Raw genomic sequence first — 15,240 nt, forward strand, 5'->3', positions numbered from 1 at the left:
CCGGACGCCGGACGCCGGGCGCTCACGTGCCCACCTCCCACACGACCTCCCCCTCCTGCCGACGCTCGGTGGGCGAGAGCCCGGCCGCCGCGGCAACGGCGGCGGACGCGTGGTGGTCAGGATGGATATGGGCGACGGCGGTACGTACGAACGCGCCCCGCGCAAGCCACGCCACCAGCCCGGACGCGGCCTCCGACCCGATGCCGCGCCCCTGCCACGGCGTCCCGACGACCCACGCGATCTCGGCGCCGGACGCACTGACGGTGGCCTGAACCGTACCCACAGGCACCCCTCGTCCCGAAGCCGGATGACCCAGTTGCACCAGGAGACGCCGGGATCGGCCGCCCCGGCCACCCACCGCACGTACCGCTCCCGCAACTCCCGCGACGACGCCGGAGCGCCGCCGATGAAGGCGTGCAGTCCGGGGTCGGACAGTACGACGGCCATCTCCTCGGCGTACGCGACCCGCAGCGGCAAAAGGTCCAGCCGCGCGGTGGTAATGACTTCGGCCAGGACTGAACTCATGGCACCTGCCTTCCACAGTCATGAACGGTGGAGGCAGACCCACTCAATGCCGAACACGGACTGACTGCCGGTTTGCTCATCGACTCAGCCGGATGAGCCCCTGCTGCGATGAGCGGCCGCGGGCTCTCCAAAGGCGTATCACGTCAGGTGGAGCTTGAGCTGTTGGTTATGTTCCGAATGGTCTACCACGACTCCAGTGATTGATTCGCCCACCTCGGGCCAGATCAACACCGAATCGTCGTCGTCACGTTTATGCATCCCAGCCACATCCGCTACGGCACCGTACCGTCGCACACCTTCAATTGAAATGAAGATGCCAAACGAAGCGACACGTTCAACAGCGCCGGCGACCTCGGCCCCGAAAGGGAACTCCTGCTTGACGGCGTCCCATTCATAATTCACCATCTGCTCACATCCCTTCGTACGACCGCACGTCCACGTACGTGCGTGCGTCTCGCGCCCGCCAATGGCGGCACACCTTAGCCTGCCGACACGAAGGGCGAGCCCCCCAGCAAGGACACACCGAGTCAAGGTCGTCCGGGCCTGAGGGCCGGCCCTGGATCAGAAGCCGAGCAACTGCAACTTCCGGCCGAAGACCACCCGCACGGCTCGCGGCCTCGTGCTCCGTGCGCCAGTCGGACTCACCCATCAGCCCATGAGTAGTCCCAGAACAACGAGTCGAAGTCTTCGACCTTGAGCAGAACCTCCAACCCCATGTCCCGCGGCAACAGACAGCCACGGGCCCAGGTGAAGTCGTCGGCCCCCATTCTGATCTCGACCTCTTCCGTGTCGTCGGAGATCTTGAGATTCCAGAATGACGCGTCACGCCCCATGGTCACGACGGAGAATTCGGGTTCGACTGAGACGATGAGGCACTCCTCTTCACAGTCGTTCCACGTAAAAATGGCCGATGCGCCGTCCGGGAGGCTGCGATACATCTCCCGTACTTCGTCGAGCCCTATCGATCTCACACTGCGCGCCGGATCCCAGGTTTCGAGCCGTATTGTCACGAGCGCCGTGGTCAGCGCGAACTCAGTCGCTGCTCCCGACTCCTCCACGGCATCCGCATCAGCGTCCATCAAGATCACCAACCTCCCGCTCGCCGCCGCCGCCCGCTCCTCAGTCGGCCACGATTACCCGCGATTTTGCTGGCCCGCCCGCGACTGACAGCAAATCGGCGTTCGGGCCTGCGAGCCGAAATTCGTGGACGTTGACGTCAGCGTTGCCGTCAGGCGTTTCTACGGCAGGAGGGTGAGCGCGGGAACGTGCTTGGGTTTGACGACGGTGAAGTGGCGGCGGTCAAGGGTGGCGATGCGGTCCGCCTTGAAGCGCTCCGCGATGGCGATGACGGAGGCATCGACCGCTCCGAGGGGAAAGTCGGCGTACTGGATGACGAGCTCGCTGAGGCGGTGCAGGTCGTCCTTGGTCAGTTCGACGAGTTCGAAGGTTCCCAGGGCGACTTGTTCGATGAAGGCGGCCTCGACCCTGGGCCAGCGTTCCAGGCTCCAGCTGACCTCGGCAAAGACCGGGCCGGGCAGGAGTCGTCGGCCCTGGAGGCGGGTGAAAAAGTCCACGCAACGTACATGGTGCTTGTCGTCGGCATTGAAAGCCGACAGGAGCGGGCCGGTGTCCAGGACGGTTGGTGCGATCACTCGGCGACGTCCAGGCGGCGTTCCATCCGCTCGCGGATGTAGTGGTCGTGGTTCTCGCCGAAGTCGGCCGGCGCGTGGATGCTACCGAAGAGCGCCAGGAGGCCGGGCGGCACCTCGCCCCCATCGTATTCACTCTTGTCCTGCTCGTCAGCATGGTCAGGCAGCGCTTCGGCGAGTTCCTCGTCCTGGCTGATGATCAGCCGCAGCCGCCGCACCTGGGGCGGGCTGAGATGCTCCAGCGCGTACCGGATGTCCTCGTAGTCGCGTGCTGCCGTCATGCCACAAGTCTGGCACGGGCACAGCCGCTCTGTCCTGGCTCTTCGGCCTGCTGATGCTGAGTCTGCCAGGGTGCTCGGGCGGGGTTGGGTTGACCTGGGCCGGAGTCCTGTCCGGTGTGAGGCCGGGCGCTCCGGGGGCCATACGCTCATCCGCCGACGGGGCAGGCCGGTGCCTCCCCGCGTCTGTGCCCCCCGTGGCCCCCGGCACCAGCACGTCACGCCCGAGCAGAAGCCGAGTTCCTGCGGCAGGTGTTCCCAGGTGATGCGCTGGAACACCAGCCGGTCCGGATGCCGCTTGCATCCCGGATGCCGGGTCCTGCGCTCCACCTTGGGCAGCAGCGGCTCGATCATCGCCCACAGCTCGTCGTCGACTTCCCACGGCTTCGGCCGCGCCACCCAGCACCCCCAGGTCACCAGTCCCCGAGTGGTCCAATCACCTCGAAGATCATTTCGTTAGGAGTTCTTACCGTAATCGGGAAGCCAGAATCCCAGCCTGCAGTGCCACGCTTCATGCGTCCTTGCTGGCGCGCCCCACAACCTTGATCGACGACTCGTGGACGGGCAATAGTCAAGACTTGTGGATGAGCTGTGTAGCTCGTGTCGTTCCCTGGACTGCGTGATGTTGGTTCGGGTGGTGCTGGAGCCCGGTGTGTCCCGGCTCAGCCCTTGACCGGTTCCACGTGAATGGGCTCAGCTCCGCCCAGGTAGAGCATGCACCCCGCGTCCTCCATGTCGACGTCCATCCTCTCCGGTGGGACGACGTAGATTCCTGCGGTGGGTGCGGGAGCCCAGCCGAGGCTGCGTGGAGGGTCGTACTCCTCGTAGTGCCCCACGTAGAGTCGGGTCGGCGGGATCGACACGGTGCAAACGCCTCCAACACGGAGGGCGGAAGCTACCGGTTCGAGACGATATGGACTCCATTCCTGATGGGAATCGCCGTGCGGGAGGGCGACTTGCCCGTTCCATCGGAAACTAGAGGAATTGTCGATCGCTCCCCACGGCCATTCCAGAGTGATGTAGCGATCTACCGTGACCACCCGAGCGATTGCCGGCTCACAGGAGACGATCACTTCGTCGCCGTTCCGAGGAACCATGTCTGATCACCTTTGTTCCGGTCATGGGATGGAGAGGAATGGTCAAGACCTATGGACTGGACAGCCCACCGGCAGTGTGGGGAGACAGGCCAGATTCTGGACTCATCCTCCCGCTCAGGCGGCCTGCTCCTGGCGCTCGACCAGAACCCCATTCTCGAACCTGACGCCGGCCCGGACCAGGGGCACCAGGTGTGCTCCGGTGATCGCCCGCCAGCGGGCCTGCCCGGACTCCACCAGCTTGAACACCATCGCTAGAGCCGCGGCCGGGCTGCCCGCGCCGCGGGTGACCTTGGTGCGCAGCTTGACCGTGGAGAACGTGGACTCGATGGGGTTGGTGGTCCTCAGGTGGATCCAGTGCTGGCGGGGAAGCCGTAGAACGCGAGCAGTTCCTCGGCGTCGTCGGCGATCTTCGCGACGGCCTTGGGGCCGGGTACGGGTTTGCTGGGAGACGGGGACGGTATCCGGTCGGCTGATCTGGGGCTGGCGTTCGGGGGTTACCGTCTGAGTGTTGCCGCAGAACGGAGTTCATCGTGACGCAGAGCATCGAGGAGCACATCGGGGCTCGGGTCGCCCGTATCCGTAAGCAGCGGGGGCTGACGCAGCAGGGGCTAGCGATGCGCGCCAATGTCTCCAAGTCGCTGCTGTCGAAGGTCGAGTGCGGGCAGAAGCCCGCTTCTCCGGCCTTGATCGCTGCATGCGCCCGCGCACTGGGTGTCTCTACGTCCGATCTACTGGGGCAGCCTTACGCGGAGGAGCTGCGGCGTGACCGGATGGACGCGTTGATACAGCCGATCCGTGAGGGCATGGAGAACTGGGATGTGGCACTGAACTGGGAGACGGCACCCCGTCCGGCCGCACTCATCCGGGCCGATGTCCAACAGGCCCTCGTCCGGCGCCGTCAGGCCGAGTACACGGACATGGTGCGGGACTTGCCCGGCTTGATTGACGAGTCGGTTCAGGCTGTCCACCTCGGTACCGGCGAAGAGCAGCGGCTGGCGTACGAGTGTCTGGCTGGGACGTTCCGCTGTGTGTTCACCGTGGCGTGGAACTTCGGCTATATCGACCTCGCCACAGTCGCGCTGGACCGGTTGGCGTGGACTGCGCCGCGTGCCGATGAGCCGGGCCTGGCGGCTATGCACGCCTATCTCCGTGCGCAGACCACCATGTCATCCGGACGGTACGACATCGGGGTTCGCGTGATCGACCGGGCTCTGCGGGAGCTTGAAGGCCAGGAAGCGCGTCGGCCAGCGGGCATCGAGGCTATGCGGGGCGTGATGCATCTGCGTGCCGCGGTGATCGCGGGACGGATGAAGGACCGGGAACATGCGGATGTGCGTCTGGCCGAGGCCCGTGCCATCGGTCTCAGGACGGGTGAGCTGCCCGACTACGGAGTGACCTGGGGGCCGGTGAACGTCGGAGTCCACGCCGTGGCGATTGCCTCCGAGATGGACGATTTCGGGCGCGCGGTCGAACTCGCCGAGGATGTACGGATCCCGCGTGGCTGGACCCGCTCCCGAGCCGGGCATCACTGGATGGATCTGGGACGCGCGCACGTCTGGGCGGACCATCCTGAGCAGGCGCTGGACTGCTTGCAGCGCGCCCGGCGGATCGCGCCGCAGCAGACGCGCTACCACCCGACGGTGCGGGAGACGGTGCTGGCGCTCAAGCGGCGTGAGCGGGCCCGAAATAGCTCGCTGTCCCAGTACGCGGAGTGGGTCGGGATCTAGCAGTTTCCGGGGCCGGGAAGTTGCACGGTTCGGTGCAACTGCCTTGCACCGCCAGTCGGCAGGCTGACATTCAGTCAGTACCCCCGCGACCGGGCGAACGGTCCGGGGGCGTGGCCAACGCCGATTGGAGCGTCAACATGCCGCACTGTATCGCCCATATCTTCGAGCCGCTGTGGCGACTTGCATGGCCCGCTGAGGGCCGCCATCGCAGAGCCGACCGCCGGTCCTCCGCAGCCAGCACCGGCACACCAACCGCGCGCCTGCCGCACGTACCCATGCCGCCGTTGCGGGGCGAAGGGATCGGGATCGTCCGCCCGCACCTGGTCGCGCATGAGCGGCAGGAGGCAAGGCGGCAGCGGATTCGGCGGCGTGCGTTGTGGCTGGCGGTGCACGGCATCGACGTCGGTTCCCGGCTGATCCACGGTGTGGAGGTAACAGCGTGATGAGCCTGACCGATGAACTGCGCCTCCTTCCGTGGGCGGGGCCGGAAGGGAAGCCGTGCTACCTGTCCAGCGACGGGGCCGGGTTCATGTCGCGCCTCGCCGACAACATGGAAGCGGCTCAACTCGGCCTGGCCGGTGAACTCATCGAGGAAGCGCAGCAGGTCCTTGCTGACCGTGCGTGGACACCCGGTGAACTTCACCTGCTGACGGTCCAGTTGACCGAGGCGCTGGCGAATGCGCACCGCATCGCGGTGAGCCGTGGCGCACGCCTGCCCATGCCCGCCTTCGAAGACTCTGATGCCCTCGACGACGACGTGATGTGACCTTGGCGTTCGCCCCCGTCCGACGCGGCTGACCTGCCAACTCGACCCCAGCGCGATGCGCACTTGACAAAAACAGAGAGTCCCCGGAGGAATCACTTTTCTCCGGGGACTCCTGCGTTCCGGCGCTCGTCTCAGTTGGCGTCGCGGCCTTCGGCGCCGCCGCCCTCCAGGCGCTCGATGGAGGAGTTGGCAAACCATGCTTCCCCGTCCGGCAGGACGTAATAGACCCTGCCTGGCTCGACGCCGAAGGCCCCCTACAAACCTGGCACGAGGTGGCCGTGGTGGTTCCGCGACAGCTGATAAAGGACGGTTCCTGATGTGGTCTGGAGGGCGAGGGCCGGATCTGCCTGGAACGCGACGTATTGTCGTCACCGCCGTGAAGGACGGCCCACCCGGCGGACTTCGCGGGGCTGGGCCACGGAGAAACTCAGCACATCTGGTACAGATCAGCCGCACCCCCGAACGACGACCGCCCCCGGAAGTCCCCGGGGGCGGTCGCGCGCGTCGCTAGGGGGATGGCTCAGCCGTCAAGCCCCAGCACTTGGGGGTCATCACTCGGGAAGTTCTTCGGCATGCCCGGCACATGGATGGTGCGCCGATACACGCCGACCAGGAATTCCACGGCGCCGACCGGGAACTCCGACCAGTCGCCGTTGTCGCCGCGGACGACCACCGGCCATGCGTCCGGGTCCGCGGGGCTCGTCCTCCAGTAGAAGCAGTCCCCCGAATAGGACTCCGCCCAGCTGATTAGGCCTCCCGGCTGCGGGTAGGGAACGTAGTCCTCGGTGTCGCCCATCTCGTACAGATCCTGAAGGATCTCGTCCTCCCTGGACTCGGACGCCCATGACGCCTCGGCGCCGGGCCGGGGAACGGACACCTTCAGGAAGTCGTCGATGACCATGATCGGATACGCCTCCGTCAGGGAGCGGAAGTCCGAGGGCAGCGCCGTCCCGAGGTCCGCCTCGAGGGCGGTCCAGTCCACGCTGCGCCCGACTGTCACACGCCACTGCGTCATCGACGGGAGCGCTGCCTCCAGCTCCTCGATCCTCAGCATGTCGTCTGCCATTCCGTGATGTTCTTGACCGTCACGTTGTCGAACAATACTCCATTCTCGGTGCGGGCGGACATGGTAATACTGTCCGGCATTCCCTCGGCGTGGCTGTGGTTGACCTTTCCTGTGTATTGCACCCAGTTCCCTGCTGCGAGCTGCTTTTCCATCTTGATCTCGCAGCGCCGCATGCCGCTCTTGTTCATGCGGGAGAACCCGGTGAACAGGTTCTCGTTGACCCAGTCGCCGCCCACCTTGTCGCCGACGATATGCGTGCGGTCAAAGATGTTCCCTTTCCCCGACCTGGGGGTGTTCTGCGCGGGGTCCGGGAATCCGTACACGTTCACCGCGCCCGTGTCTCTATCCGCGAGCGGGGCCTTGAGGTCGCTCGGGCAGATCAGCGCCGTCGCGCCTTGGGCACGGCCCTCGCCGTCCAGCTCCTCGTACTGGAACCGGGACGACTTCGGCTCGGAGTCACAGCGCTCCTCCTCGTCGTCGCTGTCCGTGTCGCCGCCCGGACGCCCCCTGGGGGCAGGGGCGGGCGTCGGCTCGTCATCTTGGCCCGCCTCTGCGGCGGCCTCGTCGATGGCTTGGCCGGCCTCCTGGGCCGCCGTGACCACTGCCGCGGTCGTGACCGTGGCCACCACCGCTACGGCGATGACCTCGATGACGGGGATTGCGACCAGGATGAGCGGGAAGAAGTGACCGTCGACCTCGACGTTGCTCACCGGGTTGCCGCCGGTGAAGGCGTAGCGGTTACCAGTGAAGGGGTCGGACCCGAGCCGCATATCGGCTAGAGCGCCGTTGTACATGTCCCGCGAGGTGAAGCGGTTCAGGCCCGGGCTGTAGTCGCGGAAGCCCATGTCGTAGGTTCCGCTGGCGGCGTCCCAGCGCTTCGCGTTGAAGCGGTAGGAGTTGTGCATCTCCTTTTCGGGCTGGGCGGCATCGGGCTTGTCGATGCCGGTGAACTCGGAGGTGTCGTTGCTGCCGTAGGCCGTGTACCCGTAGGTCGAAGCGGTGTTGCCGTTCTTGTCGGTGAGGGTCTCGGTGTCGGTGTGGCCGTTGTAGCCGTAGACGCCCAGGTCTTCGGTGCCGTCGCTGTTGCGCTTGATCTGCGACAGCCGCTCGCCCCACGGGCTGTACTGGTACGACTTGGTGATCTCACCGGCGACGCGCTCATCGAGCATCTCCTCGGACATGCCGAGGTAGTTGAAGTCGGTGGTCTTGGTGCCCTCCGTCTTGGCCGTGGTGCGGTCCAACGGGTCGTAGACGTACTTGGTGCTCTTCGACGTGCCGTCGGGCTCCACCTTGGTGTGCTCGACGACGTGGTCGAATCCGTCGTACGTGTTGTCCGCCAGGACCTTGCCACCGGAGGTCACGTTGTCCATGCGGCCGTAGGCGTCGTAGTTGTACGTCTGGAGGACGCCGCCGGTGGTCGCATTCAGCAGTCGGTTGCGGTCGTAGGTGAAGGTGGTCGACGTGCCCTTCATGTTCTGGCTGATGACGTTGGCGTTGTCGTCGTGGACGTACGTCTCCGTGCCGGCGCCGCTGCCCGTCTTGGTCAGCTTCGCGAGCCGGTTGGCCGGATCGTAGGTGTAGTCCGTGGTCGAGTCGAGGTACGCCGAGTGGTTGTCGGCGTTCATCTTCTTCGAGACGTCCTGCGACTTGTTGCCGTTGGCGTCGTAGGCGTACGTGTGCGAGGCGACCAGCGTGGTGGCGTCGGCCTTCTTCTCGACCGTGCTCTTGAGGTTCCCGTTCAGGTAGTAGCCGTAGTCGACCGTGTTCTTGTTTGCCTTGGTCTCCCTCAGCCGCTCGCCGCGGTCGTTGTAGGTGTACTCGGTGACCTTCGGGGCGGCGTCCGCAGCACTCTTGCCGACCTGGACCGTCTTGACGAGGTCCCGCAAGTCGTAGGTGTACTGCGAATACTGGTCGGGGTGAGTGACGGTCTCCGGCTGGCCGTTCGCGTTGTACGCGTAGGAGGTGGACTTCTTCTCCTGGCCGGCGAGCGCCTCGGTGACCTTCTGGACCTGGTTGAGGCCGTCGTAGGTCATCGTGTACGCGTCGACCATGGTGCCTGACGATGTGTCATCGATCGACGTTGTGTTGCCGTTGGCGTCGTAGGCGTAGGCGAACGACTTGCGCTCCGTGCCCGCGGACGGTGCGTCCGTGCGGCTCTTCAGCGACCCGTCGGGGTAGTACGTCCAGCCCATCGTCCGTGACGCCGTACCACCGGCTGAGGTCAGCGTCCGCGAGGCCTGCTGCCCCATCGCGTCGTAGTCGTACGTCGTGCGGATGTCCCACGAATCGACGCTGGTCTTGGACCAGCCGTTGTCCCAGTAGGTGTAGTCGGTGTCGTTGCGTACCGTCTGGCCTTCCGACGGCGGTGCCGACACCTTCTTGACCCGTCCCACTTCGTCGTACACGGTCTGCGTGTACACGTTCGGGCTGTTGTAGCGGGTGTCCGCCGGGTCGTACGGCATGTACGCCTTGACCGGCCGGTTGAGCTTGTCGAACTCGGTACGGGTGGCGAAGTCCTCCGTGCTGGCGGTGTTCACACCGCGGGGAGAGACGACCTTGGTGCGGTTACCGGCCTGGTCGTACTCGAACTTGGTCGTACGGACCGTGGTCCCCAGGTAGGGAACCCGCTGCTCGACTACCGCGCCCCGCTCGTCGTAGACGGTCTCGGTCTTGTTGCGCTCCGGGTCCGTCGTCTCCGTGGGCTTTGAGTCCCGGTCGTAGCCGATGGTGGTGTACTTGCCGGCGGCGTCCGTGGCCTTGACGACCCGGTGGTTCAGGTCATAGGCGGTCTTGGACGTGTAGTCCGTCGTGTCGGCAGTGGCGTTCTTCTTGGGGTCGCTGACCGTGACCAGGTTGCCGACGTTGTCGTACTCGTAGGAGACCTTGTCGCCCGTCGAGTTCAGCACCGAGGTGATCTGATAGGTCGCGTCGTAATTGTTGGTGGTGACGTAGTCCGTCAGGTCGGCGGAGGTCGCCGAGCCCTTCGGCTCGGTCGTTGTCTTGAGGTTGCCGACCTTGTCGTAGGTGTAGGTGCTCTTCCGGCCGGTGGTGACGTTGTTGGCCGGAGCGCTGGCCTCCGTGATCAGGTCGTTGCCGTTGTAGACCGCTTCGGAAATTGCTCCATTCGGAGCCGTGGCCTTGGTGATGTTGTCGTTGACGTCGTACACCGGGGCCGGTGTGGTGATGTAGATCCCTGTCGCTTGGTTCTTCGGAACCTTGCTGACTAGCGGGCGGCCAAAGGTGTCGTACGTCTGCGTCGTCGACTTTTCCAGCGCGTCGGTGACCTGGGCGACCTGGCCGCGCTCGTCGTACACGTACTTCGTCGCGTGCAACTCGGGGTCGGTGATGGTCTTCGGGTAACCAACCACGTCATAGTCCGAGTTGACGGTGACGTTGCCGTTGGCATCGACGGCCTTGGCCAGCTGTCCGAAACCGTCGTACTCGTACTTCGTGGTGTAGTCGTCAACGGTCGACGACGCCACGCCCTTGGGGTCGGTGACCGTTTTCACATTGCCGAAGGCGTCATAGCCGAACTGGTGAGTGCGGCCCGCCGGCGAGGTCTTCGTGAAGAGGTCTGCGGAGTACCCGTCCAGACGCGTCTGATACGCGTACTTCGCAGAGTTCGGCAGACTGCCGTCGTTCGCCGGGTCGCAGTAGTAGGTGGCAATCAGCTGCGTGGACGTCCAGGACTTGGTCGTCTCCGCATCCCACTGCCGCAGCGGATAGCCGGTCTTCTGGTCGTAGCAGAAGGCCGTCTTGGCTCCGTTCGTCTCCTCCAGGTACGTGACGTTGTTGTCGGCGTCCCAGTTCATCTTGGTCGTCTCGGACTTGGCGTTGGTGACCTGCACCTGCCGCCCGAAATCGTCCACGACGTAGGTGGCGGCGTTCGACTCGGCGTCCGTGACCGTGGTGTTGGTGAACTTGAGGTTCGCAACGTTTGGCTTGTACGCGAAACCGGTGGTGCCCCTCAGACGGTCGGTGATCGTCTGCGTCCACCAGTGGTACTTCGGATCGTCACCCTCCTTGGGGAAGTAGTACGCCAGGTCGGTCGCGTTGCCCCGGGGGTCAGTGATCTTGACCAGCTTGACGTTCTTCTTGCCCTGGACGGCGTCGTAGGTGAACTTGAAGACCTTCGGCGCCCCGTTGGTCGAGCCCTCACCGTCGATGAACTGCCCGAGCAGGCCCTCTTTGGTGTAGTAGAAGGAGATCTTGCGGCCCGAGATGTCCGTCATGGACTTCACGTGGTCGTAGATGTTGTGGTTGTTCAGGTTGGTGCCGGAGACCTTGGCGCCGGTGGCGTCGATGTACTCGTAGGTCGCGTCACCCTTGTTGTAGTAGTCGACCGTCAGGGACTGACGGCCCGCTGGGTCGGTGACGTACGCGAGGAACTTGGCCGCCTTGCCGTTGGCCTTGTGCTCCTCGTAGGTGAACAACTGAGTGTTGCCGTTCTGGTCGATCGACGACGTCATGTAGCCGTCACAACCGAACAGGAACCGCGTGCCGTCCGGACGGGTCATCGTCCAGGCGTCCGGGATCGGGTCCTTCGCCGGCGTGCAGTCCAGGTTCGCCTTCGGGGCGAGCTTGTAATGCACCCCCGCCGGGGCCTTCCAGCTGCCATCCGGCTCCTTGCGGAAGACGTGCGTCGTACCATCCCCGTCCGGCAGCCTGACCTCGGTCGGGCTCGGCTTCGGATGCAGCTCCAGATGCGCACCCATGCGGATGGGACCTGCCGCCTGGCCTGACCAGCCCGCACCGAGCACCGTGTCCGAGGTGTCCAGCGAGTTGTAGGAGAACCGGGCGAAGGTGCTCAGCCCGCGCCCCGGATTGCTGAACGCGTTGTAGGACCAGACGCTGTTGCCCGCGGCCAGGTTGTTCATCAGCGAAGCGCCGGCGCCGGTGTTCTTGCCCGTGTAGGCGTAGAACTTCTCCAGGCCGATCTGGTTGGAGGTCGGGTCCTCCACCGTGACGTTCTGGTTCAGCGGGGCGATGGTGCCGCCGGCCGACAGCCAGCTGCCGTCCGCGACCTTGCGTACGTCCCAGCCCAGCACGTAGTCGTTGCGCTTGTTGCCCGAGTCGGAGTTGATCGGGGTCTTGACCTGCGCCTTGATCGTCGCGGACTGGCCGGGCGCGAGGGTCGGGATGGCTGTCGAGACCTGGTTGCCGCCGTTGGTGACGTCGGTGCCGTCGGGCAGCTTCCAGGTGTACGACATCTGCCGCTCACCGGTGGCCCAGGTGGAGGCCGTGGTGTTGGTGACCGTCATGTCCACCGTGTAGGTGGAGTTCGGGGTCATCCGGGCCGGCGTCTGCGGCGCGTAGTACGTGTCCTCGGTCGTCGAGTCGACGTAGATGACCTGCATGTACGGGCGCAGCTGCGGGTCGGAGGCCTCCGAGGACAGGAACAGGGTGCGTTCCTGTGGGCCGGTGGTCGACTCGTCCTTGAGCTTGACCAGGACGCCCTTGTTGTTGGCCGGGGTCTTGACCCAGGACTGCATCAGGGAGGTGGCGCCCCACCAGTGGCGGCCGACCTCGTCGGTGATCTGCGGGACGGTGTCCGCGACCGTGGCCGAGTAGTCGCCGCCTGCCGTGGTCCACGGGGTCGTGGCGTGGGCGTTGTTCCAGGTGGCGGCGGTTTCGGTGAAGTCGCGGGTCAGCGCGTGGAGTTCGTAGACCGCACCGTTGCTGGTGCTGGTGGTCTCCGCTCCCCACATGTACATCTTGTTTTCCAGCACCGTCGCGGTGGTGGGGATGTCGCTGGTGGGGAACTTGACGACGGCGCGGGTCTTTCCGTACGTCGAGGAGTTGTTGCCGACGCTCAGCCAGGTCTGGCCGACGTCCCAGGACTTGATCTTGTCCTGGTTGGTGGTGGGCTGGGCGGAGGACAGGGTGGTGTCGTACTGGCCGCCGGCCGCCGGAGCCTGGATGATCTTCATCGTCCGGCCGGCCTTGGGGATGCCCACCACCCGGGTCGGGGACCCGAGTACCTCACCGGTCTTGGTCTTGACCGCGAGCTGGTAGAAGTACGACTTGCCGATCTCCGCAGAGCTGGAGTCCGGGGTCGGCACCGCCGTGGTGTCCGTGTACGTCGTCGCCGTGGACGCGATCGGGGCGATCAGCGTGGCGGCGGACGGCGTGAAGACCTGCTGCGTGGAGCGGTGCAGCTGGTACTCGGCGATGTCGTTGCTCGTGCTGCCGGTGTTGTTGGTGTACTTCGGCCAGGACAGCTCCGGGCCCGTGGAGTGCACCACAGTCGGGGAGTTCAGCGAGGTGCCGACCTTGCCGTAGCTGACGGTCAGCCGCGGGATGGTCGAGGTCTCGCCGCCGTAGTCGCCGTCACCGGCCTCGTAGCGCGGGCCACCGGTCAGCGCGGTCGCCTCATCGGCGGCCTTGATGACGAAGCCGTGGTTGGACGCGGTTCCGGACACCCACTTCTGGACGGTGTCGGCGACCCGGAAGTTGTGCCACTGGTTGTATTCACCCGTGTCCTTGCGGATCTGGGCGGGGTTGACCAGGCGGATCGCATCCGCGACGGTCTTCTTGGTGGAGTCGCCGGTGTCGCCGAGTACGACCTTTCCGGCATTGCCCTTGGCGAAGTCGAGCTGGCTGGTGCCCAGCTGCTTCCACGTCGCGGTACCGGTCTGGTTGATCGTGTGCGTCGACGTGCCCTCACCGGAGGTGACCGTGTAAGGGGCGACCGTCGTAGCGTCGGCCAGTGCCTGCGTACGGACCTCGACCTTGTAGTCGGCCGTGTCCGCGATGCGCGGCTGCCAGGTGTAGGACTCGCCGGTCGCGGTGTTCTTGTTGTACGCGTAGTCGTCGTTGACGGCGGCGCCGCCGGTCGTCGCGCCCTTGGGCCACTCACCGACCGCGGCCGTGCCGGCATCGCCGTCGTCGAGCAGGACCGTACTGGCGGACTGCTCGCCCACGAGCGCGTTGGTGTTGGACCACGTCGCCGTCGCCTCGTCCCAGGCGCCCGTGGCCCGGTGAACCGCCATGTCCACGTTGTTGGCGTTCGTGGTGTGGGCCTGGTCGAAGTACAGGCCCAGCTGGGCGGCGTCGACCTTCACACCCGACGGGATCTCGTCCAGCGGGAACTTGATCAGCGACCGGGAAGTGCCCGTGCCGGTCAAGCCCGCCGACAGCTTCCAGGTCGAGTTGAAGTTCACCGACGGCTGATCCGACAGGACCATCACGTCCTGCGACGCCGACGGTGACGGCGCGATGGTGATCGTCGGGTCGATCACGACCGGGTACTGGCGCTCCTTGGCCGCGAGCCACTTGGCGTCCGGCGTCACCTTGAGCTTCCAGCTCTTGCCGTCACCCGAGCGGGTCAGCTTCTGGGTGACCTTGGTGGAGTACGTACCACCGGTCGGCGACAGCTTGTCCTTCTTGGCGTCCGTCATGTACGGCGCCGGAATTACCAGGACAGGAGTGTTAGGCGCCTCGCCGAACAGGGCGATCGAGCCGTCCTTGCGCGCTTTCGGCGTCAGGCCCTCAGTGCCCAGGGCGAAGGTGAAGGACACCGGCTCGGCAGGAGCCGCATCAAGGACGATGTTCTCCTTGACCTGCCCCCGGCCCACCTTGTATTCGAGGTCGGCGCCGGCCACCGCGTCCTTGTAGGAGACGGTGTCGCCCTTGGAGGTGGGGGCGAGATCCTTCTTGCCGCCCTCCAGGCCCAGGCGCACCGAGCGGCCGTCCGGTGCCTCGAAGCGCATCAGCTTCTTCGGATCCGAACCGAACCAGCTCCGCCCGGAGTTGGCGGTGTTGGCGAAGTCGAAGCCCTTGGCGTCCGTCGCACGGACGGAGGTGTCGATCGACTTCCAGGACTTGCCGGCTTTGTACGAAACCGGGACGGCCGACAGCTCGGCCTCCACCCGACCGTCCGACATCTCCCAGAACCGGGCCTGCGCGGTCCGCTGCCCCGTCAGCTCCTTGACACGCTTGGCCTTCGGAAGCTTCTTGCCCTTCGGCAGCTTCTCCCGGCTCGGTATCTCGTACTTCCCGCCGACGGGCGGTTTGGCCAGTTCCCTTTCGGAATCGTCGTCGTCCGAAAACCAGCCCTTGACGGTGTCGACAACACCCTTGCCGTCATCGCCCCCGGATGCCGGAGCGGCGTAAGCCACTTGCGGTAGCGC

The 15,240-nt window shown here is 65.5% G+C and carries 10 protein-coding genes and 3 pseudogenes; 3 read left to right on the forward strand and 10 right to left on the reverse strand.

Annotation, left to right across the window (positions count from 1 at the left end):
* Positions 1-22: 22 nt before the first annotated feature.
* From J7E89_RS11240 to J7E89_RS40745, 8 genes and pseudogenes are all read right to left on the reverse strand, one after another.
* Positions 23-525 (reverse strand): annotated as a pseudogene (locus J7E89_RS11240) (GNAT family N-acetyltransferase).
* A gap of 138 nt (positions 526-663) precedes the next feature.
* Positions 664-930, reverse strand: coding sequence for a hypothetical protein (locus tag J7E89_RS11245; RefSeq protein ID WP_214972132.1), 267 nt, complete (start codon positions 928-930; stop codon positions 664-666).
* A 236-nt stretch (positions 931-1,166) separates the two neighbouring features.
* Positions 1,167-1,604 (reverse strand): hypothetical protein, encoded by a 438-nt coding sequence (locus J7E89_RS11250; RefSeq protein ID WP_214972134.1) that lies wholly within the window; start codon positions 1,602-1,604, stop codon positions 1,167-1,169.
* A 159-nt stretch (positions 1,605-1,763) separates the two neighbouring features.
* Positions 1,764-2,177 (reverse strand): PIN domain-containing protein, encoded by a 414-nt coding sequence (locus J7E89_RS11255; protein WP_308315434.1) that lies wholly within the window; start codon positions 2,175-2,177, stop codon positions 1,764-1,766.
* Positions 2,174-2,455, reverse strand: a complete 282-nt coding sequence (locus J7E89_RS11260) for a hypothetical protein (RefSeq protein ID WP_251060405.1) — start codon at positions 2,453-2,455, stop codon at positions 2,174-2,176. The genes J7E89_RS11255 and J7E89_RS11260 overlap by 4 nt, the downstream gene beginning before the upstream one ends.
* Positions 2,456-2,656: 201 nt before the next feature.
* A pseudogene (locus tag J7E89_RS40740) lies at positions 2,657-2,851 on the reverse strand (IS5/IS1182 family transposase); the annotation flags it as partial.
* Between the two features lie 263 nt (positions 2,852-3,114).
* Entirely contained in the window at positions 3,115-3,315 is a 201-nt protein-coding gene (locus J7E89_RS11265) for a hypothetical protein (RefSeq protein ID WP_214972137.1), read from the reverse strand.
* 348 nt (positions 3,316-3,663) lie between these two features.
* Positions 3,664-3,974 (reverse strand): annotated as a pseudogene (locus J7E89_RS40745) (transposase); the annotation flags it as partial.
* 105 nt (positions 3,975-4,079) lie between these two features.
* Between J7E89_RS40745 and J7E89_RS11270 the strand changes: the two are divergent.
* The 3 genes from J7E89_RS11270 to J7E89_RS11280 all read left to right on the forward strand — a co-directional run bounded on the left by J7E89_RS11270 (position 4,080) and on the right by J7E89_RS11280 (position 6,042).
* Entirely contained in the window at positions 4,080-5,276 is a 1,197-nt protein-coding gene (locus J7E89_RS11270; protein ID WP_214972139.1) for a helix-turn-helix domain-containing protein, read from the forward strand.
* A 110-nt stretch (positions 5,277-5,386) separates the two neighbouring features.
* The gene (locus J7E89_RS11275) at positions 5,387-5,719 is read left to right on the forward strand and encodes a hypothetical protein (RefSeq protein WP_214972404.1); all 333 of its coding nucleotides are present in this window, start codon (positions 5,387-5,389) and stop codon (positions 5,717-5,719) included.
* The gene (locus tag J7E89_RS11280) at positions 5,719-6,042 is read left to right on the forward strand and encodes a hypothetical protein (protein WP_214972141.1); all 324 of its coding nucleotides are present in this window, start codon (positions 5,719-5,721) and stop codon (positions 6,040-6,042) included. The genes J7E89_RS11275 and J7E89_RS11280 overlap by 1 nt, the downstream gene beginning before the upstream one ends.
* 520 nt (positions 6,043-6,562) lie before the next feature.
* Here the strand turns inward: J7E89_RS11280 and J7E89_RS40750 are convergent.
* On the reverse strand, positions 6,563-7,108 hold the full coding sequence (locus J7E89_RS40750) for an SMI1/KNR4 family protein (RefSeq protein WP_251060392.1): 546 nt from the start codon (positions 7,106-7,108) through the stop codon (positions 6,563-6,565).
* Complete coding sequence (locus J7E89_RS11290; protein ID WP_251060408.1) at positions 7,090-14,295, reverse strand: DNRLRE domain-containing protein; 7,206 nt, start codon at positions 14,293-14,295, stop codon at positions 7,090-7,092. Before J7E89_RS11290 ends, J7E89_RS40750 begins: the two co-directional genes overlap by 19 nt.
* Positions 14,296-15,240 lie beyond the last annotated feature (945 nt).

The sequence above is a fragment of the Streptomyces sp. ISL-100 genome (genome assembly GCF_018614615.1).
Taxonomy (GTDB): domain Bacteria; phylum Actinomycetota; class Actinomycetes; order Streptomycetales; family Streptomycetaceae; genus Streptomyces.